12 protein-coding genes are annotated in these 14,362 nt (G+C 52.5%); 9 read left to right on the forward strand and 3 right to left on the reverse strand.

Annotated features, from left to right (window positions below):
• Nucleotides 1–2: 2 nt before the first annotated feature.
• Complete coding sequence (locus KHQ09_RS14135) at nt 3–1,229, forward strand: DNA recombination protein RmuC (RefSeq protein ID WP_213598896.1); 1,227 nt, start codon at nt 3–5, stop codon at nt 1,227–1,229.
• Nucleotides 1,230–1,577: 348 nt separating this feature from the next.
• On the opposite strand, the gene KHQ09_RS14140 is transcribed toward KHQ09_RS14135, so the two are convergent.
• Nucleotides 1,578–1,829 carry an Rdx family protein gene (locus KHQ09_RS14140; protein ID WP_116088892.1) on the reverse strand — a complete coding sequence of 84 codons (252 nt, stop codon included), beginning with the start codon at nt 1,827–1,829 and terminating at the stop codon, nt 1,578–1,580.
• 170 nt (nt 1,830–1,999) lie between these two features.
• Nucleotides 2,000–3,808, reverse strand: coding sequence for a translation elongation factor 4 (gene lepA / locus KHQ09_RS14145; protein WP_022712466.1), 1,809 nt, complete (start codon nt 3,806–3,808; stop codon nt 2,000–2,002).
• A gap of 261 nt (nt 3,809–4,069) precedes the next feature.
• Between lepA and KHQ09_RS14150 the strand changes: the two genes are divergently transcribed.
• Nucleotides 4,070–5,059, forward strand: coding sequence for a complex I NDUFA9 subunit family protein (locus tag KHQ09_RS14150; RefSeq protein ID WP_213598897.1), 990 nt, complete (start codon nt 4,070–4,072; stop codon nt 5,057–5,059).
• A gap of 66 nt (nt 5,060–5,125) precedes the next feature.
• Here the strand turns inward: KHQ09_RS14150 and KHQ09_RS14155 are convergent, their stop codons facing one another.
• Nucleotides 5,126–5,932 (reverse strand): undecaprenyl-diphosphate phosphatase, encoded by an 807-nt coding sequence (locus KHQ09_RS14155; protein WP_116088893.1) that lies wholly within the window; start codon nt 5,930–5,932, stop codon nt 5,126–5,128.
• A 452-nt stretch (nt 5,933–6,384) separates the two neighbouring features.
• Here KHQ09_RS14155 and KHQ09_RS14160 point away from each other — a divergent pair, with 452 nt between their 5' ends.
• The 7 genes from KHQ09_RS14160 to dapB all read left to right on the forward strand — a co-directional run bounded on the left by KHQ09_RS14160 (nt 6,385) and on the right by dapB (nt 14,353).
• Nucleotides 6,385–7,077 (forward strand): glutathione S-transferase family protein, encoded by a 693-nt coding sequence (locus KHQ09_RS14160; RefSeq protein WP_075657062.1) that lies wholly within the window; start codon nt 6,385–6,387, stop codon nt 7,075–7,077.
• Nucleotides 7,058–8,257 carry a tRNA epoxyqueuosine(34) reductase QueG gene (gene queG, locus KHQ09_RS14165; protein ID WP_213598898.1) on the forward strand — a complete coding sequence of 400 codons (1,200 nt, stop codon included), beginning with the start codon at nt 7,058–7,060 and terminating at the stop codon, nt 8,255–8,257. The genes KHQ09_RS14160 and queG overlap by 20 nt, the downstream gene beginning before the upstream one ends.
• Complete coding sequence (locus KHQ09_RS14170) at nt 8,257–9,168, forward strand: NAD-dependent epimerase/dehydratase family protein (protein ID WP_213598899.1); 912 nt, start codon at nt 8,257–8,259, stop codon at nt 9,166–9,168. The genes queG and KHQ09_RS14170 overlap by 1 nt, the downstream gene beginning before the upstream one ends.
• A gap of 92 nt (nt 9,169–9,260) precedes the next feature.
• Complete coding sequence (gene mepA / locus KHQ09_RS14175) at nt 9,261–10,271, forward strand: penicillin-insensitive murein endopeptidase (protein WP_213598901.1); 1,011 nt, start codon at nt 9,261–9,263, stop codon at nt 10,269–10,271.
• 152 nt (nt 10,272–10,423) lie between these two features.
• Complete coding sequence (locus tag KHQ09_RS14180; RefSeq protein WP_022712457.1) at nt 10,424–11,437, forward strand: glucokinase; 1,014 nt, start codon at nt 10,424–10,426, stop codon at nt 11,435–11,437.
• A 261-nt stretch (nt 11,438–11,698) separates the two neighbouring features.
• The gene (locus tag KHQ09_RS14185; protein ID WP_213630854.1) at nt 11,699–13,507 is read left to right on the forward strand and encodes an ABC transporter ATP-binding protein; all 1,809 of its coding nucleotides are present in this window, start codon (nt 11,699–11,701) and stop codon (nt 13,505–13,507) included.
• Between the two features lie 24 nt (nt 13,508–13,531).
• Nucleotides 13,532–14,353, forward strand: a complete 822-nt coding sequence (gene dapB, locus KHQ09_RS14190) for a 4-hydroxy-tetrahydrodipicolinate reductase (RefSeq protein WP_420801484.1) — start codon at nt 13,532–13,534, stop codon at nt 14,351–14,353.
• The last annotated feature ends 9 nt before the right edge of the window (nt 14,354–14,362 follow it).

Below are 14,362 nucleotides of genomic sequence, written 5' to 3' on the forward strand. Positions count from 1 at the left end.
CTATGGAAACATTATCTGCTTCAGAAATACCGGCATCCTTTGCGGGTGCTCTCGGCCTCAGCCCCGCCCAGTTTTTGCTGGCGGCGGGCGGTTTTGTACTGCTCATCATCCTCCTGCTGTTCTGGCTGTCCGGCCGTAACAGCAGGACGATGTTGCATGCACAATTCCAGTCGGAAGAGCGGGCGCGCGAGGCAGAAATGCAAATGCAGTCGATCCTGAAAAGTCAGGCAGAAATGCAGGGCCGGATGCAGACGATGGCAGAGCTTTTCGGCGCCAGACAGGCAGAACTCAACAAATCTATCCGCGACCGGCTCGATGGTATGACCAGTCATCTTGGCCGCAGTATCAATGAACAGACCCGCTCGACCCATGAAAACTTAAGCAAGTTGCAGGAGCGGCTGGCGGTGATCGACACCGCGCAGAACAACATCCAGTCGCTCGCCGGCCAGGTTGTGCAATTGCAAGCCATCCTCGCCAATAAGCAGACGCGCGGCGCTTTCGGCCAGTCGCGTATGGAAGCAATCATTGCCGACGGTCTGCCAATGGGTGCCTATGAGTTTCAGGCTACACTCTCTAATGGTATGCGCCCCGATTGTCTGGTGCGGATGCCCAACGGCACAGCCTCATTAGTGGTCGATGCCAAATTCCCGCTGGAAAGCTGGAATGCATTGAAGGCCTCTGAGACACCGGAAGCCAAACGTCATTACGAGCAGCTTTTTCGCCGTGATATGGAAGTTCATATCCGTGACATTGCCGCCAAATATTTCATCAGCGGAGAAACACAGGATACGGCTTTTCTGTTTGTGCCGTCAGAATCGATCTTTGCGGAAATTCACGAGAATTTTGAGGTGATTATTCAGCGGGCGCACCGTTCCCGCGTGGTCATTGTCTCCCCCTCCCTGCTGATGCTCTCCATTCAGGTCATCCAGTCCGTGCTCAAAGATGCGCGGATGCGGGAACAGGCACATCTCATTCAGGGAGAGGTTGTGCGGCTGATGGATGATGTATCGCGCCTTGATGAGCGTGTGCGCAAATTACAAACCCATTTTTCACAGGCCAGCCGCGACATTGACGATATTCTGATCTCATCCTCCAAAGTCACCCGTCGCAGTGCGAAGATTGAGGCATTGGAACTGGGCGATAATCCGGATAATCACGAACAGAAAAAAGCGCCGCAGCAACAATCCTTGCCGCAGAATGGCAGCGCTCCGGCACCACGCTTTTTATAGAAAACAATTTTACGGAATCTATCTCTGAGAACGGGATTATAAGCCTTTACAGAATGAGGCAAAAATCCCGCTCAAGGCACAACAGAGCCTTATTTTAGGCAGTAAAATTAACCATTTCAGCTATCTGCGCCGCAATAAATAAAGACGAAACCAGCAATCCGCGTCTATGCAGCTCATATATATCCGCACAAAAACCGGACAACCGCAGCGGAATCTCCGTCTCAAATGATGCCCGCAACACTTTGCCCGACAAATAAAAAAGCCGGACGCACATTGCATCCGACTTTAATTCTACAATAAAAATCAGCTAGTTACGTCTTTATATATTACATAAAGACCAAAGCCTGATCAGCCCTTCATTGTCTCACGAATACGGGCAACCAGTGCATCACTTTCCGGAAAGCCGTTTTCAGCTTTACGATCCCATACCACCTGCTCATTCAGGCGGATGATGTAATTGCCATCGCCGCCCGGAATAAGCGCGATCTCGCCGACTTCGTCACCGAATGCCTGCAACAATTCCTGAGCCGCCCATGCAGCACGGAGCATCCAGTTACACTGGATACAATATTCAATGGTAATACGTGGCTTAGCAGTCATATCGAAATATCCTATATTAAGTAGAGCGTTCCCGTTCATATTGAATCGTTAGAACCACTCTACTCTTTTGTTTTACGCATTTTCCTACGCAAAACCGGTTCCCACTTTTGCTGGAAATGCTCTAAAACAAACCCGCCTGAAGGCGGGTCTGCTCGAAATCTCTGAAGTGATTATTCATCACCCATTTTAAGCGCCTGAATGAAGGCTTCCTGCGGAATTTCCACCTTACCGAACTGACGCATGCGCTTCTTACCTTCCTTCTGCTTTTCCAGAAGTTTGCGCTTACGCGAAACGTCACCACCGTAACATTTAGCCGTCACATCCTTACGCAGAGCCGAGATCGTCTCACGCGCAACAATACGTCCGCCAATTGCCGCCTGAATCGGAATTTTGAACATATGCTGCGGGATCAGGTCTTTCAGCTTCTCACACAGCACGCGGCCACGTTTTTCAGCGGCAGAACGGTGTACCAGCATGGAGAGCGCATCAACCGGCTCGTCATTGACGAGGATCGACATCTTCACCAGATCACCTTCTTTATATTCCGACAGATTATAATCGAAAGATGCATAACCTTTGGAAATCGACTTCAGGCGATCGTAGAAATCGAACACCACTTCGTTGAGCGGCAGTTCATAGGTCACCATCGCACGCGGGCCGACATAAGACAGATCGACCTGAATACCACGACGCTCCTGACAGAGTTTCAGGATCGAACCGAGATAATCATCCGGCGTCAGAATCGTCGCTTTAATCCACGGCTCTTCAATAGAAGTGATTTTCACCACATCCGGCATATCCGCCGGATTGTGCAGTTCCTTCACCGAACCGTCGAGCATATTCATGCGATAAACAACGGAAGGTGCGGTAGCGATCAGATCAAGATCAAACTCGCGGGAAAGACGTTCCTGAATGATTTCAAGATGCAACAGCCCGAGGAAACCGCAACGGAAACCAAAGCCCAGAGCGGCCGATGTTTCCATTTCAAAGGAGAAGCTCGCATCATTGAGACGCAGCTTGCCCATGGCAGCACGCAAATCTTCAAAATCAGCCGCATCCACAGGGAACAGACCGCAGAACACCACCGGCTGAGCAGGTTTGAAACCCGGCAGCATGGTTGTTGTCGGACGTTTGTCTTCGGTGATCGTATCACCAACGCGGGTATCCGCCACTTCCTTGATCGAAGCGGTGATAAAGCCAAGCTCACCCGGCCCCAGATCTTCAACAGCCACCATTTTCGGTGTGAATACGCCGACGCGCTCCACCGGATATTTGGCACCTGTGCCCATCATACGGATGGTCTGGCCTTTTTTCAGCACACCGTCGATGATGCGAACCAGCACGATCACACCGAGATAAGTGTCATACCAGCTATCCACCAGCATGGCTTTGAGCGGTGCATCACGGTCGCCTTCTTTTGGCGGTGGCAGGCGCTCAACAATCGCTTCCAGCACATCCGGAATACCCAGACCGCTTTTCGCCGAGATTTCCACGGCATCCGATGCATCGATACCGATCACATCTTCAACCTGCTCTTTCACGCGCTCAGGATCAGCCGCAGGCAAATCAATCTTGTTCAGCACAACAACCAGATCATGATTATTGTCGATTGCCTGATAAACATTGGCCAGCGTCTGCGCTTCCACGCCCTGAGAAGCGTCCACCACCAGCAGCGAACCTTCACAGGCCGCCAGTGAACGGGAAACTTCATAGGCAAAGTCAACGTGGCCCGGCGTGTCGATCAGGTTGAGAACATAGTCCTCACCGTTTTTCGCACGATAATTCAGGCGAACGGTCTGCGCCTTGATCGTGATGCCGCGCTCGCGCTCGATATCCATCGAGTCGAGCACCTGCTCTTTCATTTCACGATTATCAAGGCCGCCGGTTGCTTGAATCAAACGGTCGGCAAGTGTCGACTTCCCATGATCAATATGGGCGACGATGGAAAAATTCCGGATATGGTCAAGTGGTGTGCTCATGCGCGCGATTTAGCAGCAGATTTGCGCAAAGGCAAAGGGGATTCATGCAAATCGGGGCAAAACAAAGCTTAAAGTGTAATCTTTCGGGGTATGGTGCATTATGTCCCCTTTGCGAAACGGCAAAAAACCAGTAAAGCGTGACCCCAAAGCTGGCAGAACGCGCAAGACATCGCGGGGCAGCACTGGAAAGTTTACTGCATAGAGATGGACACATCGCTAGCAGTTATCATGCCGCAATAGGACCGGCGCAGGAGACAGGTCATGGACACGCAAACGCTTAATCACCGCACAACACCTAAGCTGGTTACAGTTTTCGGTGGTTCAGGTTTTGTCGGGCGTCATGTGGTTGATGCACTGGCACGGCGCGGTTACCGTGTGCGTGTTGCTGTGCGAAAACCGGAAGTTGCTTATTACATGCAGCCGCTTGGCAATATCGGTCAGATCCAGCTGGTTCAGGCCAATATCCGCCATCGCTGGTCAATTGAACGTGCCGTCAAAGGCGCGGATTATGTTGTTAATCTGGTTGGTATTCTGGCTGAAGGCGGCAAACAGCGTTTCAACACTGTTCATGCCATCGGCGCGAAACATGTAGCTGAAGTTGCTGCCGCTGCCGGTCTGCCACTGCTGCATATGTCGGCACTCGGTGCAGATTTGAAAAGCGCATCCGAATATGCCCGCACCAAAGCAGAAGCAGAACGTCAGGTACTGAGCGTAAAGCCGGATGCGGTCATTCTGCGTCCGAGCGTGATTTTCGGCCCTGAAGACCAGTTCTTCAACAAATTCGCCAGCATGTCCCGCTTCTCCCCGTTCATGCCTCTGATCGGCGGCGGCAAGACCCAGTTCCAGCCGGTTTATGTCGGTGATGTGGCTGAAGTGATTGCCCGCGCAGTTGAAGGTAAATTGCAGGCAGGCAAAGCCTATGAGCTGGGTGGTGCGGAAGTTCTGACCCTGCGTCGTTGCATGGAAATTTCGCTGGAAGTGATCGGCCGCAAGCGCGCCTTCATCAACCTGCCTTGGTGGGTTGCCAGCCTGCAGGGCAAGATTCTCGGCCTGTTGCCAAACCCGCCGCTGACCAGCGACCATGTTAAATTGCTGAAGAGCAATAATGTGGTTTCACAGGAAGCTGCGGATGCTGACCTGACACTGGAAGGTCTTGGCATCAAACCACAGGCAATTGATGCAATCCTGCCATCCTATCTCTGGCGCTACCGTGTGCTGGGTCAGTATGACAAGGCAAGCCTTGCCCGCTAAAACGGTCATAAACTGAATACAATAAAGGCCCCTCGCGGGGCCTTTTCTGTTTCTGATATTTGAAGCTTAGCCCCAGACCATCAACGCGGCCAGACCGGCGGAACCGACGATCAGTCGCCACCAGGCAAATAATGCAAAACCGTGGCGGGAAACATAATCCAGCAAATAACGCACAACAATCACACCGGAGATGAAAGCCGCAACAAAGCCGATACCAATCTGCGCCATATCATTGGTCGAAAGCAGCGCATGATTTTTATAAAGATCATAGGCAAAAGCACCGGCCATTGTCGGCATTGCCAGAAAAAACGAAAATTCTGCAGCAGAGCGTTTGTCCGAACCCATCAGCAAAGCACCGACAATGGTCGAACCGGAGCGGGACACACCCGGAATCATTGCCAGGCACTGCACAAGACCGATCATGAAGCACATTTTCAGCGGATATTGCGTCACATCATTATAGCGCGGACGCAGCGGCAGGCGATCCACCCACAGAAGAACAAAGCCGCCGACAATCAGCATCGAACAGACCAGCACCGGCGTTTCAAACAAAACCTGCTTGATATAGCTATGTGCCAGTGCTCCGATCACGGCCGCCGGTAAAAAGGCCAATATGATTCCGGTTGCAAAACGTCTTGCACCCGCATCCCGCGGCAGATCAGTCAGCAGCTTCCACAAACGTCCGAAATAAACACTTAAGATTGCGAGAATAGCACCAAGCTGAATCAGCACCTCAAAAGTGCGGCCGGTTGATTCAAAGCCAAGAAAATGTCCTGCCAGCAAAAGATGGCCTGTAGACGAAACCGGCAGAAACTCAGTCAGACCTTCCAGAAGACCGAGAATCGCAGCCTCGAATATTGCCCATGCGTCCATAATGCTGAATACCTTTGTCTGCGTTATATAAATATTGCTGCCGGTTCTGACAGGCTTTAAACATCTGATTTAAACAGACATCCTGTCAGCAAGCTGAACATGAGCAGAAAAACAATCACCCTGCCTTAAATTCAGCCTGTTGAAATGTTTTTACTCAAAATGCAATGCATCTTTATGTAACTCACCCGTCCTAACCAATTATTTATAGGAAGCCTGTATAATTACGCAAAATGCTCTACAACCGCATTTTTATTGCGTCTGATGTTTTAATCTAACCCCTCATCTGCCGCTCAGGCTTAACCCTCTGCCGGACCGGAACCCTCTGTAAGGTCTGACTCTTTTGCAGATCGGCTACAAGCTGGCAGATTATTCAGTCCGATTACCGGCTCACCGGTGGCAATGTCCCAGACCATGCCGCTTCCAAGCCACACCTGAAAGTACTATCGAACCACATGCTCACGCTGTTTCACCATCCGATGTCTACAACCTCCCGTTATGTCCGTCTGATTCTCAATGAATATGGCGTGGAAGCGGAAATGATTGAGGAACGTCCGTGGTCACGCAGAAAAGAGTTTCTGGCACTCAATCCTGCCGGAACTTTGCCGGTCTTGCTGGCCGAGAATGACTGGCCGGTTGTCGGGGCCACAGTGATCGCCGAATATATGGATGAGACCCGCGGTGCGCTGAAGCGCAATCGCCGCCTGCTGCCGGAAACCCCGATGGAGCGCGCTGAAGTGCGCCGTCTCGTCGACTGGTTTCTGATTAAATTTGAAAATGAAGTCACCCGTCATCTTGCCCGTGAACGCGTGTTCAAATTACAGATGTCGCAGGAAATGGGTTCATCCGCGCCGGATTCCACAGCAATCCGCGCCGCCCGTGCCAATATCCGCCAGCATCTGCGCTATACAGACTGGCTGGCCGCGACCCGCAACTGGCTGGCCGGTGATACACCAAGCTATGCCGATATGGCAGCGGCTGCCGGTATTTCCATTCTCGATTATCTGGGGGAGATTGAGTGGGCAGAACACCGTGCTACCCGCGAATGGTATGCGCGCATGAAATCCCGTCCTTCTTTCCGTCCGCTTCTCGCTGATCGTGTGCGCGGCATTTTTCCGGCATCCCATTATGGCGACCTCGACTTCTGATCGCGCTCCAAAGAAACCTCTGCCGAAAAGCGATGAGCCGCCTGCCGTCCGTCTGAAGCGCTTCTTAATGGAAGAGGCCGCAGCAGTCGGTTTTGACGTTGTGGCGATTACGACGCCGGACGCCATTCCGCAGGCACCGCAGCGGTTGCGCTATTTTCTCGATCACGGCCGCCATGGCTCCATGGAATGGCTGGAAGAAACGGCAGACCGCCGTTCAAATCCGTCTGAGCTTTGGCATGAAGTGCGCTCCATCGTCATGCTGGCGATGAATTACGGCCCTGACCACGACCCGCGTGACTTACAAAGCAAAAAAGACTGCGGGGCGATCTCGGTCTATGCGCAGAACCGCGATTATCACGATATTATCAAAGGCAAACTCAAACATATGGCCAGCCGCTTTGCGGCACGAACCGGCCATGAGGTAAAAGTTTTTGTAGATACAGCTCCGGTGATGGAAAAGCCGCTGGCGGTGTCCGCAGGCATGGGCTGGCAGGGGAAACACACCAATATGGTGAGCCGCGAATATGGCTCATGGCTGTTTCTCGGCTCGATTTTCACCACCGCGGATCTGGAACCCGATCGTGCGGGCAAAGACAGTTGCGGCAAATGCCGCGCCTGTCTTGATGCCTGCCCGACGGATGCCTTTCCTGCCCCCTATCAGATTGATGCGCGGCGCTGCATTTCCTATCTCACCATTGAAAACAAAGGCCCCATCCCGCACGAATTTCGCACCATGATGGGCAACCGTATCTATGGTTGTGATGACTGTCTGTCGGCCTGTCCGTGGAACAAATTCGCGCAGGTCTCCAGAGAGGCCAAATTACAAGCACGGGAAGAGCTGAAAGAACCCGCTCTTGATACTCTGCTGCAACTCGATGATCCCGCTTTCCGCACGCTGTTCAGCGGCTCGCCGGTCAAGCGTATCGGGCGTGACCGCTTTATCCGTAATGTGCTGATTGCAGTCGGGAATTCGAATAATCCAGCCTATCTCCCAATTGTTGAGCAATTACTGAGTGATCCCGCACCTGTAACACGCGGGGCAGCTGTCTGGGCATTGTCTCAACTGGCTGATGTGCAGCAATTTTTGCATCAGAAAAACCAGCATCTTCCCCTTGAACAAGACGCGGAAGTGATCGAAGAATGGCTGATTGCCGCAGCGCAAATTGAGAGAAACAAATAATGCATATTTTTCTGTTCGGCTCCGGCTATTCCGCTCATTATTTTATCGAAGCACTCAAGCAAAATCCGGCAGCAAAAATCAACTCAATCACCGGAACTGTCCGCCGTCCGGAACAGGCAGAAATTTTACGCAAAAACGGTATCACACCAGTTTTCTTTGATGCAGAACAAGGCCTCAGCGCAGCATTGCGCGATGAATTGCAACAGGCAACCCATATCGTCTCGTCTGTCGCGCCATTAACCGGCAGCGCGGATGAAACAGACCCGATCCTGCGCCTCATGCCGGAAGGCCTGCCCTATCACGCGCCGAATGCGCGCTTCATCAGCTATCTGTCCACCATCGGTGTTTACGGCGATTATCAGGGCGCATGGGTGGATGAAACATCGGAGCTGAAACCGCTTTCTGCCCGCTCTGCTGCCCGTGTGACCGCCGAGAAAAAATGGCTGGCGCAGGTGGAAGGCACAGATATTGCCTGTGCCATTTTACGGATTGCCGGAATTTACGGCCCGTCTTTTCAGGGGCAGGCACGCAATGCTCTGGCCAATATCAAACAAGGCCGTGCCCATCGCCTGATTAAAAAGGACCATGTTTTCAACCGTATTCATGTGGAAGACATTGGCGGTGCATTGGCACATCTGGCGCTGAACAATCAGGGCGGCATTTATAATCTTGCCGATGATGAACCGGCACCGGCACATGAAATCATTTCCTATGCCGCAGAATTATTGGGCGTCACCCCGCCTCCGACAGTCGATTATGAAACGGCTGAGCTTTCTCCGATGGCGCGCTCTTTTTATCAGGAATGCAAACGGGCTTCCAATGGCGCATTGAAAGCAACCGGCTATCAGTTGCTTTATCCGGATTATCGGACAGGGCTGAAAAATCTTCTGCAAAGCGGCGAAGGGGTCTGAACCCGCCGCGACTGTGATATTTTTACGCTTGTCAGCCAAGGCAACTCAGTCGATGCTGTCCGCGAATTTATAAATGACCGGAACCTGTTCTGATGACGTTTCGCCCCCGTATATTATCCGCATTATTTTTAAGAGTTGGACTGGCTGTTGCCCTCTCAGGCAGTGCATTATTTTCCGTACAGGCTGATGCACCGGCCAAACAGGCTTTTGGCTCGGTCAAACTACCGTCAGTCACTGCACCGGAATCCTACGGATTTTATTCCAAAGGCTGCATCAGCGGTGCGGTTGCATTGCCGGTTGACGGGCCAAACTGGCAGGTTATGCGTCTGTCCCGTAACCGCAACTGGGGTCACCCGAACCTGATTGCACTTCTGGAGAAACTCTCCCGCGATAGTGCTAAAACCGGCTGGAACGGCTTGCTGGTCGGTGACATTTCCCAGCCACGCGGCGGCCCTATGCTCACCGGTCACGCTTCCCATCAGGTCGGGCTGGATGCTGATATCTGGCTGACGCCGATGCCAAACCGCCGCTTCACCAATCAGGAGCGTGAGGATGTGAGCGCGGTTTCCATGCTCAAAGCAAATTCGCTCTATGTGGATCAGAACAAATGGACGCCGTCACGCACGGCACTGCTCAAACATGCGGCCGGCTATCCGGAAGTAGAGCGGCTGTTTGTGCATCCCGGCATTAAAAAACAACTCTGTGAAACTGTAACCGGTGACCGCAGCTGGCTGGCAAAAGTGCGTCCTTACTGGGGGCACCATTATCATTTCCATGTGCGCCTGCGCTGTCAGGCCGGATCACCGGATTGCAAACCGCAGGAACCGACGGGCAAAGATGACGGTTGCGGCAAATCCCTTGACTGGTGGTTTACCGATGAACCGTGGAAACCGGCAAAACCTGCGAAACCCGGTGAAAAACCAAAGTCGCCAAAGATTATGATGGTCTCGCAACTGCCGCAAGCCTGCGCATCCCTATTGAATGCACCGGCTCCGGCTTCTGTACAAGACGTGACTTTTGGTCTGAAGAAGGGCGGTAATGCCAGTGCCTTTGCACCGGAGCAAGCACCGGCGTCTGTGCCATTGCCCGCGCAGAAACCGTAATCGCCAAATCTGTCACACTATTGCGCTTTTCTTCAACCAGCGCATCCGATATAGAATTAAAACGATTTAGAGCCGGAGCAGACAGCAATCATCGCTTCGCTCTTTCTCTGCAACAATAAAACAAACATTCAGAGTGAGAAGCAGTATTAACAATGCCTAATATCGATCCGAACTTTGTTTTTCCTGTCCTTATCGGTGATATCGGCGGCACCAATGCCCGCTTTGCAATTCTGGTTGATTCCTACGCTGAGCCGAAAGAATTTCCGGTTCTGCTGACCAAAGATTTCGCAACGCTGGAAGATGCAATCCAGACTGTCGTTCTGGATCACACATCCATCCAGCCGCGCTCGGCAGTGATTGCTATTGCCGGCCCTGTCGAGGGCGATGAAATTCCGCTCACCAATTGCCAGTGGGTTGTGAAGCCGCGCCAGATGATGGAGCGCTTCAACCTGCAGGACATCACCGTCCTCAATGATTTTGAAGCACAGGCACTTGCTGTTGTCTCTCTCGACGATCACCATCTGGAAAATATCGGCGGTGCAGCCGCTCATCCGAACGGAAAGCGTGTGGTTCTGGGCCCCGGCACAGGGCTTGGTGTTGCAGGTCTGATCCGCTCGCGCCAGACATGGGTTCCGGTTCCGGGTGAAGGCGGCCATGTGGATTTTGGCCCGCGCTCTGAGCGTGATCTGCAGATTTTTCCGTTTATTGAAAAGATTGACGGCCGTGTTTCTGCAGAGCAGCTGCTTTGCGGACGTGGCTTGCAGCATATTTACAAGGCAATCTGTCAGGCCGATGGTGTAAAACCGTCCCTCGTTACACCGGCAGAAATCACCGATGCGGCTCTGGACAAAAGTAATGCACAGGCTGTTGAAACTTTAGAGCTTTTCGTGATTTATCTCGGCCGTCTCGCCGGTGATCTTGCTCTGATTTTCATGGCACATGGCGGCGTTTATCTGTCAGGGGGCATTCCGCAGCGCATTATTTCCGCCTTGCGCACCGGCAGTTTCCGCGCAGCTTTTGAAGATAAAGCACCGCATCAGCTGATCCTCAAATCCATCCCTGTCTATGTCATCACCCATCCGCTGGCAGCTATTGCAGGGCTTTCTGCCTATGCGCGCACCCCTGCCCGTTTTGACATTCACACAGATGGCCGCCGCTGGCGCTGATTTCCAGAGCGGTTTGTATTCAGATTGAATCACGGTGCTCGCTCTGGATTCTTTAGTGGCCGCATTATCACAGCCGCCAAATTGATCCAATTTGGCGGTGAAATGCTCTGAACTATAATAAGTCATAAACCTTATTGACCATGCTTTCGCGCAAAGAGCATGGTCAAATGCTTTATACAGCTTTATAGAAAAGGAATGACGACAGGCGCAACAAACCCTGCCGATGCTTACAGATAACCAGCAGCAGGATTTTCCCTGACCGTGACTTTATTTAAAAAGAAAAAAAAGATTGATCCCGCAGAAACCACACAGATGATCCGTCGTGTGCTTTCTGAAAATTTTTCCGATCACAAATTATCCTATGCCAAAGCCATTGCCGGCTCCCTGATGATTTCCGGCGCTACCGTTTTTGTCGGCTATATTATGCGCGATGTCATTAATGACATTTTCTACAAGCAGCGCGCCGATCTGATCGCCTATATTGCCGGTTCTATCCTGCTCGCTTTTGTTTTGCGCGGATTGGGTAGCTATATTCAGGCGGTGCAACTGGCCAAGATCGGTAACAATCTGGCCGCGATCTATCAGAAACGTGTCTTCGCCCATCTGATGAAGCTGGGGCTGAATTTCTATAATGATCACCGCTCCGGTCATCTGGCAGCGCAGATCAATCAGAATATCGGCGGTATGCGCGATCTGATGAATATGACGATCACATCGCTGGCGCGTGATGCGGTGATGCTGGTCGGCCTGATCTGTATCATGGTCTATCAGGAACCGTATTTATCGCTGTATTCACTGCTGATCGCGCCGCCGCTGATTCTGACCGTGACCTATGTGTCACGCCGTATCCGCACAGTCACACGCGAGGTTGTGCATCTGAATTCCCATCTGCTCGGTGCAATGCAGGAAACCACGCAGGGTATCGCCATTGTGAAAGCCTTCACGATGGAAGATCAGTTGCGCGGTAAAATCAACGGGCTGATCGAACTGGCTGAAACCCGCTCCAACAAAATTGCCAGCGTTTCCGAGCGTGTAACCCCGATTTCCGAAATTCTCGCCGGTATCGCTATCGCTTCCGTCATTGCTTATGCCGGTTACCGCGCCATCGCTGAGCAGCAGCCGCCCGGCACAATGTTCGCCTTCATCACTTCGATGATGCTGGCCTATGACCCTGCGCGCCGCCTTGCGCGTCTGCAAGTCAGTCTGGAACGTGCGCTTGTCAATGCCCGTATGATCTATGAAATTCTTGATCTGCAACCGGCACAAAGCGATCGTCCCGATGCTGTTGAACTGAAAGTGCAGAACGGAACTGTCCGTTTTGAAGATGTCCAGTTTGCCTATCATGCGCAGGGCACACCTGAGCATCAGCAGGTTCTCAAAGGCGTCAGCTTTATCGCAAAAGCCGGCGAAACAACGGCCATTGTCGGTGCGTCCGGCGCGGGTAAGTCCACATTGATTGCGCTGATCCAGCGTTTCTATGATGTCAATGACGGGCGTATTCTCATTGACGATCAGGATATTGCCGGTGTGACTGTCAATTCACTGCGCCATTCCATCGCCTATGTTTCGCAACAGCCTTACCTGTTTGAAGGCACCATTGCCGATAATATCCGCTATGGCCGCCCCGATGCGACAGAAGAAGAAATCATTGAGGCGGCGAAACTCGCCAATGCCCATGAATTCATCATCCGTCAATCGCAGGGTTACGACAGTCCTGTCGGTGAAAACGGCGTGACACTTTCCGGCGGTCAGCGCCAGCGTCTTTCCATTGCCCGTGCAATCGTGCGCAATGCGCCGATCCTGCTGCTCGATGAAGCCACATCCGCCCTCGACAATGATTCTGAAAAACGGGTGCAGCAGGCTCTGGAAACCATCATGAAGGACCGCACCACAATTGTGATTGCCCATCGTCTTTCGACTGTGGTCAGTGCGGATAAAATCATCGTCATGGAAGCGGGTAATATTGTTGAAGAAGGCCGTCATGCCGATCTCATCTCCATCGAGAACGGGATTTACGCCCGCTTCTACCAGCTGCAATCCGCACCTGAGAATGAAACCCTGATCGGATAAGTCATGACCTCAACTGTTTCAGCCATGCAGACTTCTTCATCCCCGATGCGCCTTGTTGTCACCGGCGCAGGCGGACGTATGGGGAAAGCACTCATCCGCGCCATTGCGGAAAATCCGGAGACCGTACTGTCCGGCGCGATAGTGCGTGAAGGCTCGCCGCTGGTCGGACAGGATGCCGGTGAAATAGCAGGCTGCGGTAAAAACGGCGTCCTCATCTCTGCCGATCCGCTGCCGGTTTTTGCCGAGGCGCAAGGTGTGCTGGATTTCACCACACCCGCTTCGACGCTGACCTATGCAGCGCTTGCCGCGCAGGCACGCATTGTCCATGTGATCGGCACTACAGGCTGCTCGGAAGATGATGAAGAAAAGATCCGCGCCGCCGCCCGTCATGCGACAATCATCAAATCCGGTAATATGAGCCTCGGGGTTAATCTCCTGTCTGCATTGGTAGAACAGGCAGCACGCGCGCTCAGCCCTTCCACATTCGATATTGAAATCTTCGAAATGCATCATAAGCATAAAGTTGATGCCCCTTCCGGCACTGCCCTGCTCCTTGGTGAAGCGGCAGCAGATGGCCGTGGCATTACACTGAAAGATCACAGTGTCAGGGTGCGCGACGGCCATACCGGCGCACGCGAGGACGGCACAATCGGTTTCGCTTCTTTGCGTGGCGGTTCTGTTGTCGGGGATCATTCTGTGATTTTTGCCGGTCTTTCAGAACGCATCACTTTATCCCATCAGGCACAGGACCGCTCCGTCTTCGCACAAGGCGCGGTAGCAGCGGCATTATGGGGACACGGCAAAAAACCGGGTCTTTATTCAATGCGTGACGTTCTCGGCCTCTGACCCAGTTTT

This window comes from Pseudochrobactrum algeriensis, from assembly GCF_018436245.1.
GTDB lineage: Bacteria > Pseudomonadota > Alphaproteobacteria > Rhizobiales > Rhizobiaceae > Pseudochrobactrum > Pseudochrobactrum saccharolyticum.